We start from the raw sequence: 25,077 nt of genomic DNA, 5'->3' as shown, positions 1-25,077 counted from the left end.
CCTGTCCCTTTTGTACTGCACGTTGTCACGAATCTACGACGGCGGCGGCCGCCACAATATTTATCCTCGCGATCAGAGGCGGCTCTTGCCCGCCGCCCGATTCATGCAAAGGGGAAATCATGAAACGTCTGATGGCTTGCGCTGCGTTTTCGGCCTTGATGGCCATGCATCCGGCTACCCATGCCGACAACCATTATCCGGAACGGCCGATTCGGCTCATAGTCGGACAATCCCCGGGTTCGGCCGCGGATGGCGTCGCGCGCCTGCTCGCGACCGAGATGGGCAAATACCTGGGCCAGCCCCTGGTCGTTGAGAATCAGGCCGGCGCCGGCGGCACGATCTCCGCCGCCAGCGTCGCGCAGATGAAGCCCGATGGATACACGCTGATGATGGGCATCGCATCCCAGCTGAGCCTCGGGCCTCATCTTTTCAAGAGGACGGCCTATGATCCCTTCAAGGATTTCACCTATATCGCGCCTGCGGCGGACGTCGTCATGGTGCTGACTGCGAGCGCCGGAAGCGGCATCCACGACCTGGATACGCTCGTCAAGAAGGCAAAGGCAGCTCCCGGACGCATTACCTTCGCAAGTTCCGGTATGGGATCGGCCTCCCAGCTGTCGGTGGAAATGCTTGCGCAACGCGCGGGAGTGTCGTTGCTGCATGTGCCTTACAAGGGCACCGCCCCCGCCGTGACCAGCGTCATGAGTAACGAGACAGATCTGCTTTCGAACGTTGTCGGCGCCGTACAGGGCCCTGTCAATGCTGGAAAGCTGGTACCGATCGTGGTTTTTTCGGAGCAGCGCAGTGCCTTGCTGCCTCAGGTGGCGACATCGTCGGAGCAGGGCTATGACTTGCCTCGGATCGCGGGCTGGATAGGTTTGGTGGGGCCGGCAGGGCTGTCGAGCGAGATCGTGGCGAGGCTTGCCAATGCCATGCACAAGGCGCAGCAGGATCCCAAGGTGAAGGCCTTTTATGACGCGCAGGGCCTGGTCCTTTGGCAAGGCGACGCGTCGGGCTTCTTGAGTCGCGCGCGCACGGATAGCGAGGTCTGGGGAAAACTGATCAGGGAAAGAGGGATCGTCGCCGAGTGAGTTCAGCCGCGTCATCTGCGGCGCTCATGCGATACCGCATGAAAAGATCGCAGTGGATCACACGCCATGCTCGAGCAAGGATGGTCGACCGCAACGTTGATGAAATGGCGTTACAGCAGGTTATCGAGGTAGAAACGTTAAGCGGGAAGATTCCGAGCACTGCTGGATCTTCAAGCATATAGATGGGCGCGACGATAATCTCGTCTGTGCCGCTGTTCATGCGTGACGCGTTGGTTATCAAGACTGTGATGATCGACTGGGAACGGAGGAATAACATGCGAATCAGCTATGACGAGCAAGAGGACATCCTCTTCACGATCGTCACCCCGCCGCCCTGCTCTTCCCGAGTGGGCGGCTTTTTTCTGGCTGTTTCCTAAGCATCAACAAAGCCGTGGTCGACATGCGGTCCACGTCTCAGCCACCTCTGAAAAGGTCTTCGCTGAGAACCTAAAGGGCATATGAAACCGAGCTGAAGGCAGGAGTCAACACCAATCAGCTGCGCAAATGGATCGGCCAGAGCCGGCAGGCTTCGCAGGCTGGCAAGGATGCGTTGGTGCCATGCGTTACGGTCCAAACCTGCGCGGTAGGCGACTCGCCGAAGCCGGCGGCGCTGACAGCCGGGCGACGGGCGGTCTTGAGCGCCAGGCCTCCCAATGGCACGTTGATGGAGCTGCCTTGCGGACGACGGCATTACAAGGCCGCGCTGTCCGGATAGCCCGGCCCGGATCAGCGGAAGCGCGTCGACGAAAATGCGCCTATATCGATAGACGGCGCTTCGCCCCGGATAATCTCCGCAATCGTCTTCGCCATGACCGGCCCGGCCGTCATGCCGAAATGCGAGTTCCGCCACGGAGAGATTCGTCCGGTCGGCGTAATTGGCCGTGTTCATCAGGAACAAGGAGGCATAGACGAGATATCGGCGCTTCGCGAGCATTTTGTCTCCAGGTTTCTCCAGCCCCTGGGGCCGGCGCTTCATGGCGCTATGTTCCGGCATTCGTCTGCGCAAATCCAACTCACATTCCTCACGTCGGACATGAATGGAATTCATGTACCGCCCAGGGAATACCCTGTGGTTGTCTAATCGAGAATGCAATAATACAATCATCAACTAATACGATAAGTAAGCCGGAGCGGCCGTCCCGCAGGTTATGCGTGCGTGGCAGCAAGGCTGGACACGAGGCGGAGCAGACATGGGCAGACTCGAAGGCAAGGCGGCCGTGGTCACGGGCGGCGCCGGCGGCATAGGCAGGGAAATCGCGGCCGCGTTCGCACGCGAAGGCGCGCGCGTCGGCCTGCTGGACAACAATGGCGACCTGTTGGCGCAGGCGACGCAGGAGATTCCCGGCGCCACGGCGCTGGTGTGCGATGTCTCCGACCGCGCCGCGGTCCGGCGGGCGGTGGACGGTTTCGTGGCCGGCTGCGGCGGGCTGGACATCCTGGTCAATAACGCCGCCTACTTCTATTACGCGCCGCTGGCCGAGATGCCCGAGGACGCGGTCGACAAGATGATCGACGTGGGCCTGAAGGGAGCGCTGTGGAGTCTGCAGGCCGCCACGCCGCACCTCATCGCACGCGGGGGCGGCGCGGTCATCAACCTGTCCTCCGTGGCGGTATCCATCTCCATCAAGCACGCGGCTGTCTACAGCGCCATCAAGGGCGCCCTCGATACGCTTACGCGGCAACAGGCCGTGGAACTGGGCGGGCATGGCATCCGCGTCAATGCCCTGGCGCCAGGCCCTGTCATTACGCCGGGCGCCAGCTCGGTGATCGACGCGCAGGGGTGGGAGACCCGGCGCCAGCGCACGCCGCTCAAGCGCCTGCCCACGGGCCAGGAAATCGCGGCGGCCGCCGTCTTCCTGGCTTCCGACGACGGCGCGACGATCGCCGGCGTCACCTTGAAGGTGGACGGCGCGCTGACCATCGCGGGCTATTGACGGCGCCAGCCCTCAGGGCCAGGCGCGCCGCAATGGCCGAATGGCGGAATAGCGCGGATAGCTGCATGCGGTAGACAAGACGCGGGACGCCCATGGCGATCCCCGCGCCCATAAGAGATAACGCGTTGCTGCGAGGAGACGCGATGACAGAACTTCAGATACAGCTGGAGGCTTTCCTCCAGGCCCTGGCCGCGGGGCTGCTGGTGGGCGCGCTGTACGGCCTGATGTGCGTGGGCCTGGCGATGATATTCGGCATCATGCGCGTCATCAATTTCGCCCAGGGCGATTTCATGATGCTGGGCATGTACGTCGCCTACTTCTTCTTCATCGCGCTGGGCGCTCATGTGCTGGCCGGATCGCCGCTGGGCGCCTATCTGTCCATCCTGCTGACCGTACCCGTGATGTTCCTGGTCGGCTATCTGGCGCACCGGCTGCTGATCTCGCGGGTGACGGGCGGCAAGACGGCCGCGCTGGAAGGAGAGGGGCACTACGCGCAACTGATCCTGACGCTGGGCATCGCGCTGATCCTGCAGAACGGCGGCATGATGGTCTTCGGCCCGCAACTGGTGTCCATACGCACGCCGTTGTCGAGCAGCGCCTGGGAGATCGGGCCGCTGTGGGGCGATTTCGTCAGCATATTCGTCAACGAAGGCCGCGGTATCGCGGCGCTGATTTGCGTGGTCGCGATCCTGCTTCTGGTCGCGCTGGTCAACCGCAGCCGGCTGGGCAAGTCGCTGCGGGCGGCGGCGGACAATCCCGTGGCGGCGTCGTACATGGGGATAGACGTGAACCGCGCCTATCGGATCGCCTTCGCCCTGGGCACCTGCGTGACGGCGCTGGCGGGCGGCCTGCTGGCCACGAACTTTCCTTTCCATCCCTTCGTGGGCCTGGAGTTCGTCATCATCATGTACGCCGGCGTGGTGCTGGGCGGCATGGGTAGCATCTCCGGCGCGTTCTGGGGCGGAATGGTGATCGGGCTGGTGCAGCAGTTGTCGGCGCTGGTGCTGCCCACGCAGCTGCAGAACGCGGCCATTTTCGTATTTTTCCTGCTGATCGTGACCCTGCGTCCGCAGGGGCTCTTCGGCCGTGTGGCGGAGCGGACATGAACGGGCGCTGGCGCAATCCCCTGCTGTTGTCGGCGCTGGCCGTGGCCTACCTGGCCGCCGCCCTGCTGGTCGACAACACCTATCATCAACTGATCTTCACGCTGGTCCTGGTATGGGCATGCTTCGGCCTGTCCTGGAACATGCTTAGCGGGTACACCGGGCTGGTGTCCTTCGGGCATGCGGCGTTCTTCGGGCTCGGGGCCTACGCGGCAGTGCTGGGCCAGATATATCTGGGCCTGACGCCGTGGCTGATGATCCCGGTTTCGGCCTTGATCGGCGCCGCCGCCGGCCTGCTGGTCGGCCTGCCGACCTTCCGCTTGCGTGGACACTACTTCGCCCTGGCGATGCTGGCCTATCCGCTGGCGCTGCTCTATGTATTCGAGTGGCTGGGCTACCAGGAAGTGACTTTCCCCATGAAGCGGGAGAACGCGGCGGCCTACATGCAGTTTTCCAACCCCGGCATGTATACCGTGGTGGCGATGGCCATGCTGGTGCTGTTCGTGCTGGTGACGCGCTATGTGGAGCGGACACGCTTCGGCATGGCGCTGATCGCGATCAAGCAGAACGAGGCGGCTGCCGAAGCGGCGGGCATCGATACGCTGCGCTGGAAGCTGAAGGCCATTGCGCTGAGCGGGGCCATCGCCGGCGCGACGGGCGCGTTCTATGCCGTGGTGCTGCTGGTCGTGACGCCAGTCTCCGTGTTCGGCATGCTGGTATCGGCGCAGGCCTTGACGGTGACCATGTTCGGCGGCGTCGGCACCGTATGGGGGCCCATCATCGGCGCGGCGATCCTGGTGCCCCTGGGCGAAATCCTTCACGCCGAACTCGGCGCGCGGTACCCGGGGATACAGGGCGTGATCCTGGGGGTGGCCATCATCGCGGTGATCCTGGCGGCGCCGGAAGGGGTGTTCTGGAAGACGCGGGATATCCTCCGCAGGCGCCTGGCGCGGGGAGCGGGCGGCACGGCCGCGCCGGCCCAGGCCGCCGGGCACGGCACGGCAGCGGCCACGTCGGCGAACCCCCCCCGGCCGGCCGCAGGCTTGACCCCACCCCCGGCGGGACCAGCCACGCCCGTCGCCGCGTCATCCGCGTCCGCATCCACATCGGTTGCGCCGGCGCCGGCGGGCGCCACCGCCGCACCCGGCATGGCGGCCCTCTGCGGCATGGCCGACGGCGCGGCCGCCTTCGTGCCCATGGCTTTCGAGACCATGCCGGCGTCCGAAGGCGCGGCCACCCTTGCGGCCCTGGGCCGCCAGGGCATGCCGGGCGGCGCCTCCGGCACGGACGCCGCCACGCCGCGTGCGCCGGCCGTTGGCGCCTTGCCCCGTACGGGCACGCAGGACACCGGCCAGGACATCATCCTTGACGTGCGCAATGTGTCGCGCAGCTTCGGTGGGTTGCAGGCGGTGCGCAATGTCAGCTTCAGCGTGCGCCGCGGCATGATCCTGGGCATCATCGGCCCGAACGGGGCCGGCAAGACCACGCTCTTCAACCTGCTCAACGGTTTCCTGAAGCCGGATACCGGCAGCGTGTTGGTCAAGGGCACCGACATGGCGGGCCGCAAGCCGCACCTGCTGTGCGCCGCCGGCGTGGGCCGGACCTTCCAGGTGATGCGGCCGTTCATGCGGCTGACCGTGCGCCAGAACGTGCAAGTGGGCGCCTACGTCAAGGCGGACAACGAGGCGCATGCGCGCGCGCTGGCCACGGAAGCCGTGCAGCGGGTGGGCCTGAGCGATTGCGCGGACCAGGTGGCCTCGACGCTGACGACACGCCAGCTGCGGCTGATGGAACTGGCCCGTGCGCTCGCCGGCCAGCCCGACCTGCTGCTGCTGGATGAAACTTTGGCCGGGCTGGGGCACGACGAGGTGGAGGACGTGCTGGCGGTCATCCGTGCGCTGTCCGCGCAGGGCATGACCATCGTCATCATCGAACACACCATGCAGGCCATGGTGCGGCTGGTCGACCAGTTCGTGGTGCTGGACCACGGCGAAGTGCTGGTGGTGGGGGATCCGGCGTCCATCACGCACGATACGCGTGTGGTCGAGGCCTACCTGGGCAAGAAGTGGAGCGCCAAGCATGCTTGAAATCCAGGGACTCGTGGCGGGCTACGCGGCGCTGCCGGTGCTGCATGACATATCGATCCAGGTCGAGGCTGGCGAGTTCGTGTCCATCGTCGGACCGAACGGCGCGGGCAAGAGCACCTTGTTCAAGACGATATCCGGAACGGTGGCGGCGATGTCCGGCGCGATCCGTTTCGATGGCCGCGACCTGCTGGCGGTGCCGCCGGCGCAACGGCCGCACCTGGGCATCGCGCATGTGCCCGAAGGCCGGCAGGTCTTCGCTTCCATGACGGTGCAGGAAAACCTGGAGATGGGCGCGTATACGGCGGCGGGCCGGCGTGACTGGCAGCGCAACATGGCGCGCATCTACGAATGGTTTCCCGTGCTGCCGCAGCGCGCGCGGCAGCTCGCGGGCACGCTGTCCGGCGGTGAGCAGCAGATGCTGGCGATCGGCCGCGGCCTGGCCTCGTCGCCGCGCCTGCTGATGCTGGACGAACCCTCGATGGGGCTGTCGCCGGCCATCGCGGATTTCATTTTCGAGCGCTTGATGGACATACGGCGCGACGCCGGCCTGACCATTCTGCTGGTGGAGCAGCGGGTGGCCGAAGCGCTGCAGTTCGCCGACCACGGCTATGTGCTGGAGACCGGCAGGGTGGTATTGGCCGGCACCCATCAAACCCTGCAGGCCGACGACCGCGTGCGCCGCGCCTACCTGGGTATGTGAACCCGGCGCGGCGGGCAGTCACCGGCAAGCCGCAGCATCGCAAGGAATTCGCAGAAGAACCCGCAGAAGAACCGTCCGCGCACGCGGACAACCGGAGGAGACACCATGAAGATCCAGACACTCCCGCGCCTGTTCGGCGCGGCGGCCGTGGCGGGCCTGCTGCTTGCCGGCGTGCCCGCGCACGCGGCGGAACCGACCCCTGTCAGCGTGGGCCTGATCGCGCCGATGTCCGGCCTGTATGCGCGGCCGGGCCAGGTCATGCGCATGGGCGCCGAAATGGCGGTGAAGGACATCAATGCGCAGGGCGGCATCAAGGCCCTGGGCGGCGCGCCGCTGAAGCTGGTCGTCGTCGATTCTGGCGACTCGACCGAAAAGGCCAAGAGCGCCGCGCAGCGCATGGTGGCGGACTACCCCGACCTGGTCGCCGGGACTGGCGCCTACCTGAGCTCATTCACACTGGCCGTGACCGAGGTCACCGAACGCGCCAAGCTGCCCATGTTGACCTTGTCGTATTCCGACCAGATCACGTCGCGCGGCTTCAAGTACATCTTCCAGACCTCCGCGACCGCGGGACGGCAAGCGGAAATCGCCCTGCCGATCATCCTGGACCTGGCCGAAAAGGCCTCGGGCAAGCGGCCCAAGACGGTCGCCATCCTGACCGACAATACCGCGGCATCCCTGTCGTCGGTCAAGGCGATGAAGGACGGTCTGCTGCAGAAGAACAATCTGGAGCTGGTGGTGGACGAGACCTTCACCCCGCCCCTGTCCGATGCGTCCTCGCTGATCCAGCGCGTGCGTTCGCGCCGGCCTGACCTGGTGTTCTTCCTGCCGACCGTGATCTCCGACGCCAAGCTCATCCTGGAGAAGATGAACGAGACCAACGTGCGCGTTCCGGTGATTTCATTCGGCATCGCCATTGCGGAGCCCGATGTGCTGAATACCGTCAGTCCGCAGTTGCTGAACGGCGTGATGTCCGCGGTGGCCAATTGGGGCGCCAAGGGCCAGGAAGGGCTGATCGAGCGCATGAAGACCGAATACAAGGAACCCTGGATGACGCAGAACGCCATATCGACCTACGGCGACATGTGGATCATCAAGGCCGCCCTTGAAAAGGCCGGCAAGGCGGACCGCGAATCCGTGGCGCGGGCGATGCGCGAGTTGAACGAAGGGCCGACTCCTTATTTCCCGGGCGGCGAACTGAAGTTCGACGAAGCCGGCCACCGCCTGGGCGCCTCGTTGACCATCATCCAGTGGCAGAACGGCGTGCCGGTCACGGTCTTCCCCGAAGCCCTGGCCATCGCCAAGCCGATCTGGCCAGGCAAGCGCTGACGCGCTGCCGTGCCATCCCGCCATGGAGCGGGGCCCGTGGCCCTTCGAAGGGGCCACATTCCCGGCCCGATCTCGAGCCTGACGATCCTGCAACGGGGCAGGGCCTGAGAGAAGCGGGAGGCCAGGCGGGCGCGGCGCGGGCCACGCTTGCCAGCGGCCGATCGGGTGCGAAGATAGCAGCCGGGCCGCGGTCGTTCAGGACGCGGCGGAGGATTCTTCCAGCGCCGCGTCGTTGGCCTGGCGCAGGACTTCGATGGCGACCTTGGCGGCATTGCGCACGTGCAGGCTGCCGGCCTTGCGGGCCGCCTTGCCGTCGCGCGCAGCCACGGCTTCCATGACGTCGGCCAGTTCGGCGACGCTTTTCCTGGCGCGCCCGGGCGCCTGCATGGAGGTCGAACGCAGCAGCATGACCCGCGAGTTCAGCAGCCGCAGCGTGGTCGTCAGCGCCTCGTTGCCGGCGCCGTCCAGAAGCTGCTGGTAGAAGAAATTCTTGGCCGTCAGTCGTTCCAGCGCGGTGCCGTGCGTCATGGCGCGCTTGAGGGCCTGGAAGGCTTCCTGCAGGGCCTTGCGCTGGGCTTCGCTCGCGTGTTCCGCGAAGAGCTGGCACGCCAGGCCTTCGAGTTCCTCGCGTACCTGGTAGATGCCTTCGGCCTGTTCGGGCAGCAGGCGGTCGACCACGGGGCCGCGGTGCGGTATGACGTGGATAAGCCCTTCGGACTCCAGCTGGCGCAAGGCTTCGCGTACCAGGGTACGGCTGACGCCGGTCATTTCGCACAGTTCGCGCTCGGGCAGGCGCTCTCCCGGCCGGAAACGGCCCACCAGGATGGCGTTGCGTATGCTTTCGGTAACGCTGTGCCGCAGCACCGAGGCGGCACGCGGCACTTTGAAATCGCCTTCAGGCGCGGCAACGGCTTTCATGCGGTTCTTTTGAAATGGCTGGCCGGATAACGGCGATGTCGTGCATTTTAACTGCTCCCGTGCCGTTTTCCCCGATGCATCGTCAAGCCGGCCGCCCGATGTTGCATGAATGCCTATCGCATGACGAAAGGATTGGGCACGTCGCCGCCCGTGCTTATCCAGACGCTTTTCTCCTGCAGATATTCGCGCATGGCCGACAGGCCGCTTTCGCGCCCGATGCCCGACCGCTTATAACCCCCGAACGGCGACATGAAGCTGGTGGCGCGGTAGGTGTTCACCCACACAGTGCCGGCCTCCAGGCGGCGCGACAGGTTCAGCGCCCTGCCCATGTCGCGCGTCCAGAGCCCGGCGGCCAGGCCGTAGCGGGTGTCGTTGGCGATGCGCAGGGCTTCCTCGTCGTCGCCGAAGGGAATGATGCACAGTACCGGACCGAAGACTTCTTCCTGGGCGATACGCATATCGGGCCGTACTTCGCTGAAGATCGTCGGCTCGACGAACCAGCCTTCGCCGCATTCAGGACGGTCGGCCGCCGCGCCGCCCAGCAGGCATCGCGCGCCGCCGGCGCGCGCCACCTCGATATAGTCCAGGATCTTCGCCATCTGGGCGCGTGTGGTCACCGGGCCGATCTGCGTCTGCGGCTGCGCAGGGTCGCCCATGCGGGCCGTACGGGCGAAGGCCGTCAGCTTCTCCACGAAGGCATCGTGCACGTCGCGGTGCACCAGGGCCCGCGATCCCGCGATGCAGGTCTGCCCGGTCGCGGCGAAGATGCCGGAGACCACGCCCTTGACCGCATTGTCCAGGTCGGCATCCGCGCACACGATGTTGGCCGACTTCCCGCCCAGTTCCAGGGTGACCGGCTTGATCCCGCGCGCGGCCATTTCGTACACGTGCTGGCCCGTCTGGTCGCCGCCCGTGAAGGCCACCTTGGCAACGTCCGGATGGGTGACCAGCTTTTCACCGACCTCGCTGCCGAGGCCGCTGACGATGTTGACGACACCGGGCGGAAAGCCCGCTTCCTCGAACAACCTGCCAAAGACCAGGGCCGACACCGTCGAATGTTCGGAAGGCTTCCACACCACGGTGTTGCCCGCCGCCAGGGCCGGCGCCAGCTTCCAGGTCGCCAGCAGCAGCGGGGAATTCCATGGCGTGATCGCGGCGACCACGCCCAGCGGCTCCTCGCGGGTGAAGTTGAAGCAGTCCGCCTTGTCGATGGGAATGACGCGTCCTTCCACCTTGTCCGCCAGTCCGCCGAAGTAGTAGTACCACTGCGGCATATAACGCAGCTGGCCGCGCATCTCGGAGATCAGCTTGCCGTTGTCGCGGGTCTCGATGGCGGCCAGGTTGTCGGCGTCGCGGGCCACCAGGTCGCCCAGCTTGCGCAGCAGGGCGCCGCGCGCGGTGGGCGTCATGTCGCGCCACGCAGGGTCGTGGAAGGCGCGGCGCGCCGATTCGACGGCACGATCGATGTCCTGCGGCCCTCCTTGCGGCACGCGCGCCCACGGTTTGCCGGTATACGGGTCGTAGGATTCGAGCCAGCGGCCGTCCGCCGCGTCTATCCACTTGCCGTCGCACAGCATCTGGTAATCCTGCATGGTTGCTCTCCCTTTCTATCTCACTGCACCGACAAGCCGTTGTCCTTGACCACCCCGCGCCATTTGTCGGCCTCGGCGCGTATGTAGCGCGCGGCCTCCGGCGGGGAGTCGAGTATGGGGGCAATGCCGTTGCGGTTCATGAATTCGACGATCGCCGGCTGCTTCATGGCCCGCACACTGGCGTCGTAAAGTTTCTGGATGCGGGCCTGCGGCGTGCCGGCCGGGACGGCCAGGACAAACCAGTTCGCCGCGTCGAAACCGGGTAGCGTCTCGGCGATGGTCGGCGCATTGCCGGCTGCGGCCAGTCGTTTCTGGCCTGTCGTGGCGATCAGCTTCAGGCGTCCGGATTGCACGAAAGGCAGGGACGACGCGGGATTGTCGAACATCACGTCGACCTGGCCGCTGATCAGGTCCGGAAAGGCCGGTCCCGCGCCCTTGTAGGGAACGCTGGTCCACTTGACCCCGGCCACGCTGCCCAGCAGTTCCGCCGCAAGGTAATGCACGCCGCTATTGCCGGGGGCCGCGAAGTTGACGGAGCCGCTGCGCGCGCGCGCCATGGCGATCATATCGGCGACGGTCGATGCCTGGAACTTTGTCGACGCGACCAGCACCAGGGGATTGGACGCCAGGATGGTCACCGGCGCGAAGTCCTTGACCACGCTATAGGGCAGGTCATGGTAGAAGGCCGGCGTAATCGCATACGCAGCGGAACTCATCACCATGGTGTAGCCGTCCGGCTCCGCCCGCGCGACCTCGGTCATGCCGATCTGGCCATTGGTGCTGGGTTTGTTTTCGACGATCACGCTTTGGCCCAGGATCTCGCCCAGTTCCTTGGCCAGCGGCCGCGCCAGTGCATCCACGCCACCCCCCGCCCCGAAAGGCACCACCATGCGCAGCGCACGGTCCGGATAGTCCGCCATTGCATGGGCGTTGAAAAGCAGGCCGCATAGCAGCGCGGCAAGAGTCGATGCCGATTTCTTCATGATGATCGCGGACGCCCTCGGACACCCGGCCATGTCACGGCGCGCTGCGATGCCGGGACGCCGCATATCCGTCGGCTCCTCCTCCAGTGCGGGGTGGATGTTGCCTCGCTCACATCGCGAAGCGCGTTTTTTTATGTCGTTATGATTGTATGACTGTATCACCGTGCTTCGCGGCTGCTGGCTAGTGATAACCCTAGCCGGGCCAATTGAACGAGGCGGGCATCGCGCATGCGCGAAAAATCGTCTCCGTGGCATTTACTATATGATTGACAGATTGTATGATCGGCACTAAACCGCGTCGGCTCTATGCGCCACGACGCCATGGGGATAGCGGCACATGTCGGCGCGAGTCGCGCCTGTCAAAGGAAAACACAGCGATGGCTAACGACGAACTTTTCGAGAAGGGTTTCCAGAACCGCAAGGACGTGCTCGGCGCGGCGCATGTCGAAAAATCCTGGAACTCGGCGGACGATTTCAACCGCCCCATGCAGAAACTCGTCACCGAGTACTGCTGGGGCGAGATATGGAGCGATCCCACGCTGCCGTTCAAGACGCGCAGCCTGATCAACCTGGCCATGCTCACGGCGATGAGCCAGCACCACGAACTGGCCGCGCATGTGAAAGGCGCCTTGCGTAACGGCGTCACCAAGGACGAGATCCGCGCGGTGCTGATGCAGGCCGCCATCTATTGCGGCGTGCCCTTGGCGCTGGCTGCCTTCCGCGTGGCGAGCGAGGCCATTGCCGCCTATGAAGCCGAGGCCGCGCGCGGCTGAGGTCCATCGTCAGCCGGCGCGCGCGCCGCTTGTGCCGGCTTCCGCTAGCAAGAAACAGGAGACAGGTAATGAAGGTTTTTCATGGCAGGGCAGAAGGCGTCGCCTCGGAAGCACGCGGTCCCACCTTCACGGGAACGGTGTGGGCGGATCCCATCATGCCGACCACGGACAATGTGACGATCAACAATGTGTTTTTCTCGCCGGGCGCCCGAACCTTCTGGCACACCCATGAGCATGGGCAGGTGCTGCAGGTGACCGCGGGGCGCGGATGGATATGCACCGACGGCGGAGAGCCGCAGATGATCCGGCAGGGCGATGTGGTGTGGATTCCGCCCGATGAGCGGCATTGGCACGGCGCCGCGGTGGACACCTACATGGTCCATGTGGCGACGTCGATCGGCAAGAGTGTCTGGCAAGAAGCCGTGGCGGACGCGGACTACCCTACAGCGCGTATCGGCGCGGCAAGCTGAAGCGGCGTCGCGGGATGGCGGCATCCCGCGTCCCTGCCGACACGGCGCTAGGCCGCACGGCGAATTTCCATCAGGGCGGGGCCGGTCGATGGAACTGCGACAGCTCGAAATGTTCATTGGTATCGCCGACGCGGGGGCGTACTCGCGGGCGGCGATGCGTTTGTCGATCAGCCAGCCTATCCTGAGCAGGCGCGTCAAGGCCCTGGAGCGGGAACTGGGCGTGGCGCTGTTTCACCGCACCGGGCGCGGGGTGCTGCTGACGGAGGCCGGGGCGCTGCTGGAGCAGTACGCCCGCGGCATTGTTGAAAATACGCACACCGCCGTGAAGGCGGTGAAGGCGTCCAGCGCGACGCAGCAGGGGCCGGTGGTGATCGGTATGCCGGCGTCGATTTCCGCCGTGCTGTCCGTGCCGCTGATCCAGGCGTTCCGGCGGGCGATGCCGGGCATATCGCTGAAGTTCATGGAAGGCTATAGCGGCCACGTGCTCGAATGGCTGGGGGCGGGCCTGACCGATATTTCGATTCTGTACGACGCGCCACGGCTGAATATCGCTTCGCTGCGTGCGGAGGCCTTGCTGAAGGACGAACTGTTCCTGCTGGGACCGCGCGACGATCCCGCGGGCGTGGGCAGGGGGCCGGTGCAGGCGGCGCGCCTGAGCTGCATTCCCATGATTCTTCCAGGACGGCCGCACGGCGTACGGGTGCTGGTGGACGAGGCGCTGTCCGCGTTGGGGCTGGAGCCGAACGTGGAGATGGAAGTGGACGCCATGCATGCGATGTTGCAGCTGGTGGAGAGCGGGCTGGGCTACGCGGTGCTGTCGTATGCATGCGTGGCGCCGCAGATCGCGCAGGGCCGGATGCGGATATGGCGGATCGTGCAGCCGGGGATCACGCGGTCGCTGGTTATCGCGACGTCGACGCAGCGTCCGTCGACGAAGGCGGTGCGGATGTTGCGGACGATATTGCGTCGGCAACTGCATGATTTGATCGATCGGGGGCGATGGGCGCCTGATGCCGGGGTGTTTTCGTAAAGGCCGAGGTGGTCGTTGGGTCGGTCGCGGGCTCTATCTGGTTTTCCTGGCTTGTCCGATGGGTTGGTGGCCTGGCTGAGGTTGCTGGCATCGGTTGGTGTGTTTGGGGCGTCCGGCGGGGTAGTCGCCTGCCGTGGCCGTCCCGGTCGGGCGCTGCGGCGCGCGGGCGCCGCAGACCACTTCGCTGGCCTCGTCCGCCGGCCGCTCGCTGCCGGGGTTCTTTTTGATGGGTTGCCGGCTCGGCTTCCTACGGCATCCGCTCGTTCGCCCTCTACGGGCCGTCCCCGGCAGGCGACTACCCCGCCGGACTGCGGCATCTTCAATCCACGGCCGCTGCCTACGTCTGGGTTCTTGCCGCTGCGCTGCACAGCGGGGGGTGGTGGAAGAGTGGTGCGCGCCCGCTGAAGAGCGGCCCGCGGGGGCCGCTCTTCGGCTTACATGCCTGGGATACGCGGAGGGCGCACTTTGGCTGGGGTGCCTGGGATACGTGGAGGCCGGACTTTGGCGTGCGCGCTTGGGATGCGCGGGTTCACTTTGGCATGTGTGCTTGGCATGCGCTCGGGTGCCGGGTGAGAGGGCGGGATATCAAAAGGAAATGCTCGCCCGTAAAAGGGGCTGTCGGCGCGTAGCGATAAGGTGGCTGGGCGCGTGTTCGCCTGCATGGTGGCGGCGGATCGGGAAGGGCCCATTTGCGGCCTTGCAGCGCGATCTCGATATCTTGGGAGACCCCCCGCGTTGCAAAAGCTGGGCGCGGCGGGCTTTGCCAACCATATCGAGCTTCGAATGGCGGTCTGGCCCGAATCCTGGAATGCCGAGGTGCCGATCCAGTCCTACTGGTACGTCGGCGCGGACAAAGGCCAGGGATGGACGAACGCGCGGAAGGACCAGGTGGACTACTACAACGCGACGGGCGAGTTCGTGCCGGTCATAAAGGTAAAGATACCGGCGACCCATAGCGAGGACTATAGCTTCCACTATTACGACGACGACCAGGCCGTCCAACCGCTCAAGACCTAGTGTTGCGTCATGCGGCAGATGGACCGCCGGCCGCCGGCGGCGCCCCTGGGGCGCCGCCGTTTTTGTTTATGGGGTCTGGCGTGCACACGCAGGGGAACCGCGGCTGCAATTCGATACGCATCCCATACATGCAACGGGTCGCATATCAAAAGGGATGGTCTCTCAGGAAAAAGTTGGCATCGATGCGATGGGCAAGGATGGCTGCACAGGGTGGATTCTCCATCGGGAGATCCGCGCTCTGTCGTCGCCTTCGCGGCGTTCCAGCTTTTTTATGACGGACTTGGGAGAGCCCTATGAGATTCCATTCAGGCAATGCCGTGCTCGCGTTGTCCCTGCTCGTGGCCGCGCCGTGGGCGCATGCGAAGGATGAAGGAGGGACGGCAACGAAGGCGAAAGTGCACGCTACCGCGCATACGGCGAGCGACATGACCAGCCTTTATTACGACGACGGCAATACGCAGAGCTGCGGAAAGACGAACGGCGTTACGCTGCCTGCGTTCTACTGCTCCGGCATCATCATACGCGCGGCCGCGCCGGGCAATGGCTATAACTCCTGGAATCCGTCCCCGGCCGACGAACAGGATGGCGGGGTGTCTTTTTCGTACATTCGCAAGGATTCCAAGTTCGGTTCTTTCGTGGCCGGGAAGAGTAGCGGATTCACGCTATATCCCACCACCGGCGCATATGTGTATCGGGGCACCGACCGAAAATACCTGTTGAAGGTGGAATGTGCCTTCCCGCTCGATGGATGGACAGACCATCGGGGTGCGCCTATCGGGTGTGGCAAGCCCAATAACGAACCCGATGGAGGGGCCGCAGGGCAAATATGCCAGCAACAGGGCATCACCACCGCACAGCAGTGGATGACGCATTACCAGGCGTCGACATACAGCAACCCCAAGCTATATCAATGCGGGTTCGACATGAACCTGACCCAAAGTGCCCAGCCGGCGGATGCGTTCATGCAGATGATCGCCGCGATGAAACTGCTGGGTAATACGGCTTTCCAGGACCATAATGAGCTTCGCATCGCGGTGTGGGACAAGAGCTGGAACAAGCAGCTTCCCATCCAGTCTTTCTTCTATGTCGGTGAGCCGAACACCGAGGGCTGGACAAATGCGCGGACGGACCAGCAAGCCTACTACGCGCAGACCGGGGAATTTGTCCCGGTAATCAAAATCAAAACACCCGCGAGCAGCACTGACGAATTCAGTTTCCACTTCTATGCGGACGACCAGGCCGTTCAACCTCCGCCGCAATAAAGGAGTCCCATCGATGCGGAACTCCGTCCGCTCGTAGGCCGGTGGCGGCCAGCGCAAAAGGAAATGCGGCGCGCTGGCCGTACCGCGAGGACAGCACCCCGCGCCGCGCCGCCGATCCGTGCATCAACCGATTTTCATCCCGACGAGTCTTTCCGTTGCCGGATCGCGGTTCCGCTGATCATCTCCACCATCCGCGCGATATGCGTGAAATCCGCGTCTTCACCGCACATCGCGTGCGTCATCACGAGCATCTCGCGCACGGCCGACCCCACCACCATCGGTACGCCGATGGCCTCGGCTTCGTCCACGCACAGCCGCACGTCCTTGTAGGCCAGGCGCGCCGCGAAGCCGATATCGAAAGTGCCCGTCAGTACCGCCTTCGGGAACTTGTCCTGGCTGGCCGTATTGCGGCCGGATCCCGCGTTGATCACGTCCAGCATGACCTTCGGATCCAAGCCCGCCTTCACGCCCATGGCCATCGCCTCTGAGGTAATGGCCACGGCGGACGCCGACATCAGGTTGTTGGCGAGCTTCATGCTTTGTCCCATTCCGGCTTCGCCGCCCAGGTAGAACACCGGCCCGAAATGCCGCAGCACCGGCAGCAGCGCGTCGTAGTCCGCCTGCGGGCACGCCGCCATGACGGCGAGCGTGCCGGCGCGCGCGCCGCCTACGCCGCCGCTGACCGGCGCGTCCACATAGACGATGCCGCGCTTGGCCAGCAACGCACCGACCTGGCGCGCCACGCGTGGACCGATGGTCGACAGGTCCACCACGCGCTTGACCTTGCCGCCGCCCAGCAGCCCGTCCGCCGAGGTGGCGACGTGCTGCACGATTTCCGGCGTGGGCAGGCTAAGGAAAATGGTTTCCGTCGCGTCCGCCACCTCGCGTGCACTGCCGCAAGCCCGGGCGCCCTTGTCCGCCAGCGCCTTAACCGACGCGGCGTTGGTGTCGTAGACCGCCAGGGAGAAGCCCGCGTCCAGCAGGCGCCCCGCCATGGGCCCGCCCATATTGCCCAATCCGATGAATCCATAGCTCTGCGATTGCATGATGACTCCGATGGAAGAAAGTAAATCCCGGACCCCACTCCCGGCCGGTGCTACGGTCGCACGCGAGCGCTCGCCATGATGGCCGGGGGATCTCTCAGCGCGGGGTCAGTCCGATCTGCTGCGCCAGCGTGGCGACCTCCTTGGTGTCCTTGGCCAGCAGGGCGGCGAACGGCGCCGGGCCGCGCTCCGCCGCCGACGGAATACGGGCCGCGAGCTGGTCGATCCTGGCCTTGTACTCGGGACTGTCCAGGACTGCCGACAGCGCGCTCGCCAGTTTGTCCACCACCGGCTTGGGCGTATCCTTTGGCGCCACCACGCCGTTCCAGATCGCCAGGTTGAAGGCCGGCAACCCCCCTTCGGCAAAAGTGGGCACGTCCGGCATTTGCGGCAGGCGCTGCGGCGTGGACACCGCGATCGCGCGGATGCGCTTGTCCTGGTGCAGCGGCATCATCGTGACCGTCTGGTCGATGACGGCGTCGATGGTGCCCGCCATCAGGTCGGACAACGCCGGACCGGAGCCGCGGTACTGGATCAGTTCGCCCTGCGTCTTGGAGATATTCAGGAACAGGCCTTCCGCGAGGTGCGCGGTGGTGCCGGGACCGCCCGAACCGAAGTTCAGCTTGGGACCGCCCGAACGCATGCGCTTGAGCATGTCGGGCAGGCTCGTGATCCCGCTCTTGTTGCTCACCGAAAGCACCATGGGCACCGTCGCCACCGTTCCGATGGGCGACAGGTCCCGCACCGGGTCGACATGGGCGCTGGGATAGAGCTGCGGGATGATGGCCAGCGACATATTGCTGAACATCAGCGTATAGCCGTCGGGTTCGGATTTCATCAGGCGCTGGTAGCCGATCAGTCCACCCGCGCCCGTGGTGTTTTCCACGACGACGGACTGGTTCAGCTTGGTCGTCAGCCCGCTGGCAATCTGGCGCGCCAGTGCGTCCAGCGTGCCGCCCGGCGCGACCGCGACGATCATCACGATGGGGCGGGAAGGAAAGGTGTCGGCCCGGGCTGGCCCGCCGAGCAGCAACGCGGCGGCGCAGCCGATAAGGAATCGCAACATGTCTGTCTCCTGGTGGTGTCGGTAGGTTTGTGCCTACGCTTGCTTGACCGGTCCAGGCACGTGTCCTGGCCGGGTGTGAACCAATACTAGCCACGCGGCATGGCCCGACACCCTCCACCATCGGCATACCAGAGTGCCGATTTTCGGCATAGCGCCTAGCGCCGCGCGGGCAGGGTCAGTCCTTGCAACAGTCCGGCAACATCATCCATATGGTCCAGGTCATGGATGGCATGCAGGCTGCGTTCGATCTGGCCTTGATCCAGCCCGGCGCGGGGCGCCAGGTGCCGGTACTTCGCATCGACGTCGGCCCACTCGATGCCGCGCGAGCCGGCGCCGCGCGGCGCCTGGCAGGTCGCCGAGTGCACTTCGCCGTTCTTCATCCATATGGCGACGCCGCCGCCGTGGCGATGGGGAAACCGGTCGGGCAGCGGCGCAGGGTTCGGGTCGTATTGCACCTTGTCCTGCAAGGCGTCGATGACCGAGTCGCGCATCTTCGCTTCGCTCAGGTTGTCCCAGCCGAAGCCGCGTTCGACAACGGACGCCGCCACGAAATAGGGAAGGCTGTGCGCCGCTTCCACGAGATTGCGCGGATGCGGCTCGCCCGCGAAGCTGGTGTGCTGCACGGCGGCGGAGATGACGATGCGGTCGACGCACGCGGGATCCACGCCGCCTTGCCGTGCTGCGGTCGCCGCCGCCTCGGCCACGGCATGGAAAGGATGGGCGCCCGGCATCAGCTTGATCGCCATATCGGTCACGATGTCCCAACTGGCGCCGAAGTCGCGAGTGATGTCCTCGCGTGCCTGTCCGCCCATGGCGTCCAGGAAGCCGCGGGGTGTTTCCAGGATGGTCGCGTCGCCCTCGAAGCCGGCGTGCGCGGCGAGCGCCGCCTGGATGCCCAGCATGGCGGCCAGGCCGGCATGGTATTCGCGGGCGCAACTGGTGTCGGCCGCGACCGCCATGCCGCTGGCGGAACTGGCCGCCAGCGCCAGCGCGTGCGTCATGGCCTTCACGTCCAGGCCCAGCAAGCGCCCGGCAGCCACCGTCGCGCCGAATACGGTCGATACGGATCCATGGAAACCGCGCTGCATGCGGCCCGGTGTCAGGGATTCGTCGATGCGGCCGGCGACTTCATAGCCCAGTACCATCGCCTCCAGTACCGCGCGGCCGGAGCGGCCAAGTCGTTCGGCCAGCGCCAGCGAGGTGGTGCAGACGATGGTGCCGATATGGGCGATGCTGCGCAGGTCGCTGTCGTCCGAGGCGGCCGCGTCGCTGGCCACCGCATTGACACGGGCGGCGCGCGAGGCAGGCTGGCGGCCGCCCTGGAACCACACCGTGGCCTGCGCGCTGCCGCCATCGGCGGCTTCGAGTTCGCGGACCATGCGGGCGGACGGGATGTCGTAACCCATGGAGGCGCTTGCGATGGTGCTCGCCACGCTCATCTTGGCGTGTTCGAGCGCCAGCGGCGGGATGGCCGATGCCGGCGTCGCCACGGCGTGGCGCGCCAGATCCTGCGTGATGGTCATGCTTATTCCCCTTGGGAGTCTGTCCGGCGCGGCCGCGCGTTCATTGCGCCGTCGCACCCAGTGCCTTGATGATGGGTGGCCACTTTTCCAGGTCGCTGCGGATCAGCGCGGAGAAATCCCGCGACGAGGCCAGCGGCACCGGCGCCATGTCGAAGCCCTGCTCGGTCAGCTTGGTGCGCAGGGCAGGATTGCCCAGCGCGGCGTCCAGTTCCCGGTGCAGGCGCGCGACGCGGTCCTGCGGAACGTTGGCGGGCGCGATCAGGCCGAACCACAGGGTGACCTCGTATCCCTTCATTCCGCTCTCGTCGAGGGTCGGCACATCGGGCAGCAGCGGCGAACGCTGCAGGCTGGTGACGGCCAGGGCCTTCAGCTTGCCGCCGCGTATCAGCCCGATCGCCGCCGGAATGTTGTACAGGCCCATGTCGACTTCCTTCGACATGATGGCCACCATGCCTTGCGGCGCGCCGGTGTAGGCCACATGCATGAGCGGCTTGTTCAGCTGTTGCCCCAATACGACCCCGGCGATGTGATGGCTGGTGCCCACTCCGCTGGAGGAATAGCTGAATTTGTTGGCGGGCGCGGCCTTGATCGCCGCGGCGAGCTGCCCCACGTTGCCATAGGGAGAATCCGGCGCGACGACCAGCACATTCGCGATGTTCGCCATCAATCCGATGTGCGTGAAGTCCTTCAACGAGTCATAGCCGGGTTTTGCGTACAGCGCCTGGTTGGTAATCATGGTGCCCTGGGCAGCCAGGCCGATGGTGTAGCCATCCGGCTGTGCGCGGGCGATGTCCACCGTACCGATGGTGCCGCCCGCACCCCCCTTGTTCTCCACGACGATGGCCTGGCCCAGCTGGCTCGCCAGCTGGTTGGTGACGGCGCGCGACAGCGTATCGGCCGCGCTGCCCGCGGCGTAGGGAACGATCATTTTCAAGGGCCGCGTCGGATAGGCGTCCTGGGCACGGACCGCGGCCGGACCGAGCAGCAGGGCGACGGCCGCAATGGCGGCGCCGCGGCGCAAAAAGGGAACGCGCATGGTGGTCTCCTCCTGGATGTTCCCGATACACCGATGGGTTCCGAGCGTTGAGAATTGTTGTCGCCCGGAACACGACTATAGGTGGCGGTCCAGCGGACGTCATGCGAAATTCTTTGGCGTTTCTTTAGCCAGGCTCAACAATGAATGCGGGCGGACGGAGACATCCATGCACAAGCTGCGCAATATCCTGGGACCCCTGCGGGTGTTGGACGCGGTGCATCGCGCCGGCGGCGTCGGTCGCGCCGCCGAACGGCTGCATGTGACGCCGGGCGCGGTAAGCCACCAGCTTCGGGCGCTGGAGGCCGCGCTCGATACACGGCTATGCCGCAAGACGGGACGCGAGGCCGTCCTGACGCCCAGCGGCTTGCAACTGGCCTTGCGGGTCGCCGAGTTGTTCGACCGTGTCGAAGAAGCCGTGGACGAGGCCCGGTCGCGCGGCAAGACGCGGCGCATCCGGCTGAAGGTGATTCCCAGCTTCGCCATCAAGTGGCTGATGCCGAGGCTGGCCGGGTTCTATGCGCTGCACGCCGACATCGACCTGGAAGTGGCCACCGTCACGCGCGCGGACGATGTCGGCCTGGACGATGCCGACTTCGTGGTGCGGCGCGGCCATGGACGGTGGCCCGGCACGCACGCGGAGCGCCTGTTCGACGATGTGCTGGTGCCCGCCTGCTCGCCCGCGCTGGCGCCGGCCATCCGCTCGCCGCGCGACGTGCTGGCGCACAAGCTGCTGCATTCCATGATCGCGCCCACCAGTTGGGACGCCTGGCTGGCCGCCGCCGGCCTGCCGACGGAACAGGCGCGCCTGCTGCCCTTGGCCAATGCCGCCTTGTGCCTGCAGGCGGCCGTGCAGGGCGTGGGCATTGCCTTGACGCAGCAGGCCTATATGTGGGACGAGATCGAACGCGGGGTGCTGGTCCATCCCCTGACCGCGGCATTGCGCAGCGGCGAAGGTTATTACCTGGTCAGCGCGCCAGGCACCATGGAGCTGCGGCCCTACGCCGACTTCTCGGCGTGGGTGAAGTCGCTGGCCGGATCCACCTGCGCGGACCGGGGATAGCGAAGGCCGCCAAAGCCGGCCTTCACTCGCGATTGCCGGTGCCCAGGAACTGGTTCGGCCGCCGCAAGGCCGGGTCATAGGGATTGACCTGCGCGCCGATGGCGCGGGCCTCCTTGTGCAGCATCTCCACGATCAAGGGCAGGCGTTCGCCACTGAGCCGTTCCGCCGGCGCGGCCACGCTGAGCGCGGCGACGGTGTCGCCGTTACGGTCCTCGATGGGGACGGACAGGCCGGCGATGCCGGGGAAAAGGCCTGGGCCGGTGCTGTAGGCATAGTTGCTTTCCAGGCATTCCTTGATCCGCACCCGCATGGAGATCTCGTCGATGAAGCCAAGGTGGTGCAGGCGCGGGATGTTGAAGCGGATGACTTCCTCGCGTTCCGCGGGCGGCAGGCGCGCCAGCAGCACCAGCCCGGCCTGGCCCAGGCCCAGCGGCACGCGGCCCCCGATATCGCCGGTATGCGAGCGTACCGGGAAGGGGCCGTCGATACGGTCCAGGCACACCGCGTCGAAGCCATGGCGCACCAGGATGAAGATGGTGTCGCTCAGCATTCCGCACAGGCGCAGCATCGACGGACGGTAGACCTCCCGCAGGTTGGAGCGGTGCCGGCCCGCGGCCGAACCCAGTGCATAGAAGGCTACGCTGAGCTGGTATGCCTTGCTGTTCGGCGGCTGCTCCACGGCGTCTTCCTGGATCAGCGCCTGCAGGACGCGGTGCGTGGTGGCCGGCGCCAGCCCCGCGCGCTGCGCGATCTGCGTCAGGCGCAGCTTTTCCCCTTTGGCGTCGGCGAGTACCCGCAGCACGGTGAACGCGCGCTGCAGGACCCCCGTGGAAGATCCGTCGTTGTCCCGCGTATCAGAATCCGTCATATGTCCATTCCATGGGATCGCAACATCCGCGTCCAAAGTCAGGCAGAAATTCTATCAAACGGAATAAATGGAAGAAATAGTCGGTTGTACGGAAAAACCCGGTTGACCATCCAATTGGCCCGCCCATAGACTGGCTGCCAATCCGCGTAGGCCGCCAAGCGCGGCGGGCGGCCCATATCCGGAACGGCAGGGGGCATATGTCTTTTCTACGACTGGAAAAAATCTCCAAGGACTACGGCGACCTGCGCGTGGTGCGGGATCTCGACCTGTCGGTGGAGCAGGGCGAGTTCGTTTCGCTATTGGGGCCTTCCGGCTGCGGCAAGACCACCACCCTGCAGATGATCGCGGGCTTTGCCGAGGTCACGCGCGGCCGCATCCTGCTGGACGGCCGCGATATCACCCATGCCAAGCCCAATACGCGTGGCCTGGGCATCGTGTTCCAGAGCTACGCGCTGTTCCCGCATCTGACCGTGGTCGACAACGTCGCCTTCGGCCTGGCCATGCGCAAGGTGGGCCGCGCCGAACGCATCGAGCGGACGCGGGAAGTCCTGGCCTTGGTGAAGCTGGACCAGCATGCCGGGCGTTATCCGCGCGAACTGTCGGGCGGACAGCGGCAGCGGGTGGCGCTGGCGCGCGCCCTGGTCATACGCCCGCCAGTGCTGTTGCTCGACGAACCCTTGTCGAACCTGGATGCCAAGCTGCGCGAGGAAATGCAGTTCGAGCTGCGCGGCATCCAGCGCAAGACCGGCACCACCACCCTGATGGTGACCCACGACCAGGCCGAGGCGCTGTCGATCAGCGATCGCGTCGTGGTCATGGAAGAAGGCCGCGCCACGCAGATCGACCGGCCCTACCGCATGTACGAGCATCCCGAAAGCGAGTTCATCTCGCGCTTCGTCGGCAAAACCAACTTCCTGGCGGCCACCGTCACGCGCGCCGGGGCGCAGGCCGAAGTGCGCAGCGGCGACCTGCGGTTCGACGTGGATGGGCAGGGGTTGCATCAGGGCGACGCCGTACGCGTTTGTTTGCGGCCGGAGAAACTGCGGTCCGTGGCGCCGGGCCAGGGCAAGCTCAGCGGCACGGTGGCGACGCGCTACTTCCTGGGCAGCCAATGGATGTACGAAGTCGATACGCCGCTGGGCGCGCTGACGGTCCTCACGCCCAATGACGGGCGCGCCCCGCATGCCGACGGCGACCGCATAGGCGTGGATTGGGCGGCCGGCGTGGTGCGCGTGCTGCCGGCCGGCGCACGGGAGCGCGCGGCATGAGCGCGGCGGGCCACACCGAGGCGCCGGCGCGCGCCTTGGGCATGCCGCGGCGCAATGTGGACGGCCTGCCCGCCATCCTCGGTTCGATTCCCGTCGGGCTGCTCTTCCTCACGCTGGTCGTGACTCCGCTGGCGCTGACTTTCGCGCTGACCTTCAGCCCATTCGACTACAACGCCGGCATCCAGCCCGGCTACACGCTGCACCACTATGCGGAGGTGCTGACCGATTCCTACTTCGTCGGCATTTTCTGGCGGACCCTGTGGATCTCGGTGGTGACCACGCTGATCTGCGTGATGGTCGGCGTGCCGGAAGCCTACATCCTGAGCCGCATGCGCAAGCCGTGGCGCTCGATCTTCCTGCTGGCCGTGCTGTCGCCCCTGCTGATCTCCCTGGTGGTGCGCGCGTTCGGCTGGAGTATGTTGCTGGGACCGTCCGGGCTGGTCGGGCAGGCGGCGGAGGCGCTGGGACTTGGGCCGCTGCTGTACACGCCCACGGCCATCGTGATCGGCCTGGTGCACATCATGCTGCCCTTCATGATCATTCCGGTGTGGACGTCGCTGCAGAAACTCGATCCTTCCGTCGAACACGCGGCCTATTCGCTGAATGCGTCGCGCGCGCAAACGTTGTGGCGGGTGGTGTTGCCGCAGTGCATGCCGGGCGTGCTGTCCGGCAGCCTGATCGTGTTCGGGCTGAGCGCCAGTTCCTTCGCAATACCCGCCTTGCTGGGCGGGCGCCGGCTGAAGATGGTCGCCACCATCGTGTACGACGAATTCCTGACCGAGCTGAACTGGCCGCTGGGCGCCACCCTGGCGATCCTGCTGCTGGTCCTCAACGTCATCATCATGATGGCCTACAACCGCGTCATCGAGCGGTCGTACCGCCGCAGCCTGGGCTGACCGCCATGCACCTTCGCGAGGACCTGCC

At 65.7% G+C, this 25,077-nt stretch carries 23 protein-coding genes; 15 read left to right on the top strand and 8 right to left on the bottom strand.

The annotated features are described in order from the left end of the window. The first annotated feature begins 119 nt into the window (after positions 1-119). The 7 genes from BAU07_RS25290 (at position 120) to BAU07_RS25250 (ending at position 8,244) form a co-directional block, all read left to right on the top strand. Positions 120-1,091 (top strand): Bug family tripartite tricarboxylate transporter substrate binding protein, encoded by a 972-nt coding sequence (locus BAU07_RS25290; RefSeq protein ID WP_066664000.1) that lies wholly within the window; start codon positions 120-122, stop codon positions 1,089-1,091. 182 nt (positions 1,092-1,273) lie between these two features. Continuing rightward, positions 1,274-1,468 carry a hypothetical protein gene (locus BAU07_RS25285; RefSeq protein ID WP_066663998.1) on the top strand — a complete coding sequence of 65 codons (195 nt, stop codon included), beginning with the start codon at positions 1,274-1,276 and terminating at the stop codon, positions 1,466-1,468. Between the two features lie 813 nt (positions 1,469-2,281). After that, the gene (locus BAU07_RS25275; RefSeq protein WP_066663994.1) at positions 2,282-3,025 is read left to right on the top strand and encodes an SDR family NAD(P)-dependent oxidoreductase; all 744 of its coding nucleotides are present in this window, start codon (positions 2,282-2,284) and stop codon (positions 3,023-3,025) included. A gap of 143 nt (positions 3,026-3,168) precedes the next feature. Beyond that, positions 3,169-4,131: a branched-chain amino acid ABC transporter permease gene (locus tag BAU07_RS25270; protein ID WP_198168848.1), complete on the top strand. Its 963-nt coding sequence runs from the start codon at positions 3,169-3,171 to the stop codon at positions 4,129-4,131. Continuing rightward, on the top strand, positions 4,128-6,215 hold the full coding sequence (locus tag BAU07_RS27625) for a branched-chain amino acid ABC transporter ATP-binding protein/permease (RefSeq protein WP_232338207.1): 2,088 nt from the start codon (positions 4,128-4,130) through the stop codon (positions 6,213-6,215). Before BAU07_RS25270 ends, BAU07_RS27625 begins: the two co-directional genes overlap by 4 nt. Then, positions 6,208-6,915 (top strand): ABC transporter ATP-binding protein, encoded by a 708-nt coding sequence (locus tag BAU07_RS25255; RefSeq protein WP_066663993.1) that lies wholly within the window; start codon positions 6,208-6,210, stop codon positions 6,913-6,915. The genes BAU07_RS27625 and BAU07_RS25255 overlap by 8 nt, the downstream gene beginning before the upstream one ends. Before the next feature lie 105 nt (positions 6,916-7,020). Further along, entirely contained in the window at positions 7,021-8,244 is a 1,224-nt protein-coding gene (locus tag BAU07_RS25250; protein WP_066663992.1) for an ABC transporter substrate-binding protein, read from the top strand. Between the two features lie 195 nt (positions 8,245-8,439). Here BAU07_RS25250 and BAU07_RS25245 read toward each other — a convergent pair whose 3' ends face one another. The 3 genes from BAU07_RS25245 to BAU07_RS25235 all read right to left on the bottom strand — a co-directional run bounded on the left by BAU07_RS25245 (position 8,440) and on the right by BAU07_RS25235 (position 11,737). Continuing rightward, positions 8,440-9,162: a GntR family transcriptional regulator gene (locus tag BAU07_RS25245; RefSeq protein ID WP_066663990.1), complete on the bottom strand. Its 723-nt coding sequence runs from the start codon at positions 9,160-9,162 to the stop codon at positions 8,440-8,442. A 113-nt stretch (positions 9,163-9,275) separates the two neighbouring features. Further along, positions 9,276-10,754 carry an aldehyde dehydrogenase gene (locus BAU07_RS25240; RefSeq protein ID WP_066663988.1) on the bottom strand — a complete coding sequence of 493 codons (1,479 nt, stop codon included), beginning with the start codon at positions 10,752-10,754 and terminating at the stop codon, positions 9,276-9,278. A gap of 20 nt (positions 10,755-10,774) precedes the next feature. Beyond that, positions 10,775-11,737: a Bug family tripartite tricarboxylate transporter substrate binding protein gene (locus BAU07_RS25235; RefSeq protein ID WP_066665734.1), complete on the bottom strand. Its 963-nt coding sequence runs from the start codon at positions 11,735-11,737 to the stop codon at positions 10,775-10,777. Positions 11,738-12,114: 377 nt separating this feature from the next. Here BAU07_RS25235 and BAU07_RS25230 point away from each other — a divergent pair, with 377 nt between their 5' ends. From BAU07_RS25230 to BAU07_RS25210, 5 genes are all read left to right on the top strand, one after another. Then, positions 12,115-12,510, top strand: coding sequence for a carboxymuconolactone decarboxylase family protein (locus BAU07_RS25230; RefSeq protein ID WP_066663986.1), 396 nt, complete (start codon positions 12,115-12,117; stop codon positions 12,508-12,510). A 68-nt stretch (positions 12,511-12,578) separates the two neighbouring features. Continuing rightward, positions 12,579-12,980, top strand: coding sequence for a cupin domain-containing protein (locus BAU07_RS25225; protein WP_066663985.1), 402 nt, complete (start codon positions 12,579-12,581; stop codon positions 12,978-12,980). A gap of 88 nt (positions 12,981-13,068) precedes the next feature. Continuing rightward, complete coding sequence (locus BAU07_RS25220; protein ID WP_066663980.1) at positions 13,069-14,010, top strand: LysR family transcriptional regulator; 942 nt, start codon at positions 13,069-13,071, stop codon at positions 14,008-14,010. Positions 14,011-14,745: 735 nt separating this feature from the next. Then, on the top strand, positions 14,746-15,027 hold the full coding sequence (locus BAU07_RS25215; RefSeq protein WP_066663977.1) for a hypothetical protein: 282 nt from the start codon (positions 14,746-14,748) through the stop codon (positions 15,025-15,027). Between the two features lie 293 nt (positions 15,028-15,320). After that, on the top strand, positions 15,321-16,289 hold the full coding sequence (locus BAU07_RS25210) for a hypothetical protein (protein WP_066663974.1): 969 nt from the start codon (positions 15,321-15,323) through the stop codon (positions 16,287-16,289). A 134-nt stretch (positions 16,290-16,423) separates the two neighbouring features. Here the strand turns inward: BAU07_RS25210 and BAU07_RS25205 are convergent, their stop codons facing one another. From BAU07_RS25205 to BAU07_RS25190, 4 genes are all read right to left on the bottom strand, one after another. Beyond that, the gene (locus BAU07_RS25205; RefSeq protein WP_066663971.1) at positions 16,424-17,335 is read right to left on the bottom strand and encodes an NAD(P)-dependent oxidoreductase; all 912 of its coding nucleotides are present in this window, start codon (positions 17,333-17,335) and stop codon (positions 16,424-16,426) included. Positions 17,336-17,429: 94 nt separating this feature from the next. Beyond that, positions 17,430-18,398, bottom strand: coding sequence for a Bug family tripartite tricarboxylate transporter substrate binding protein (locus BAU07_RS25200; protein WP_066663969.1), 969 nt, complete (start codon positions 18,396-18,398; stop codon positions 17,430-17,432). Positions 18,399-18,553: 155 nt separating this feature from the next. Beyond that, positions 18,554-19,921, bottom strand: a complete 1,368-nt coding sequence (locus BAU07_RS25195) for an MmgE/PrpD family protein (RefSeq protein WP_066663967.1) — start codon at positions 19,919-19,921, stop codon at positions 18,554-18,556. Positions 19,922-19,961: 40 nt separating this feature from the next. Beyond that, a complete protein-coding gene (locus BAU07_RS25190; protein WP_066663965.1) occupies positions 19,962-20,957 on the bottom strand; it encodes a Bug family tripartite tricarboxylate transporter substrate binding protein in 996 nt (331 codons plus the stop codon). 166 nt (positions 20,958-21,123) lie between these two features. Between BAU07_RS25190 and BAU07_RS27285 the strand changes: the two genes are divergently transcribed. Further along, positions 21,124-22,017, top strand: a complete 894-nt coding sequence (locus tag BAU07_RS27285) for a LysR substrate-binding domain-containing protein (protein ID WP_066663962.1) — start codon at positions 21,124-21,126, stop codon at positions 22,015-22,017. Between the two features lie 22 nt (positions 22,018-22,039). Here the strand turns inward: BAU07_RS27285 and BAU07_RS25180 are convergent, their stop codons facing one another. Continuing rightward, a complete protein-coding gene (locus BAU07_RS25180) occupies positions 22,040-22,885 on the bottom strand; it encodes an IclR family transcriptional regulator (RefSeq protein ID WP_066663960.1) in 846 nt (281 codons plus the stop codon). Between the two features lie 197 nt (positions 22,886-23,082). On the opposite strand from BAU07_RS25180, the gene BAU07_RS25175 reads away from it, so the two are divergent. Together BAU07_RS25175 and BAU07_RS25170 are read left to right on the top strand one after the other, a co-directional pair. Next, positions 23,083-24,153 (top strand): ABC transporter ATP-binding protein, encoded by a 1,071-nt coding sequence (locus BAU07_RS25175; protein ID WP_066663958.1) that lies wholly within the window; start codon positions 23,083-23,085, stop codon positions 24,151-24,153. Further along, entirely contained in the window at positions 24,150-25,049 is a 900-nt protein-coding gene (locus BAU07_RS25170) for an ABC transporter permease (RefSeq protein ID WP_084026116.1), read from the top strand. The genes BAU07_RS25175 and BAU07_RS25170 overlap by 4 nt, the downstream gene beginning before the upstream one ends. Positions 25,050-25,077: the final 28 nt, after the last annotated feature.

Source organism: Bordetella flabilis, from assembly GCF_001676725.1.
GTDB lineage: Bacteria > Pseudomonadota > Gammaproteobacteria > Burkholderiales > Burkholderiaceae_B > Bordetella_C > Bordetella_C flabilis.
The sequence above is the reverse complement of the archived record's forward strand: the minus strand, read 5'-3'. Positions and strand labels throughout refer to the sequence as shown.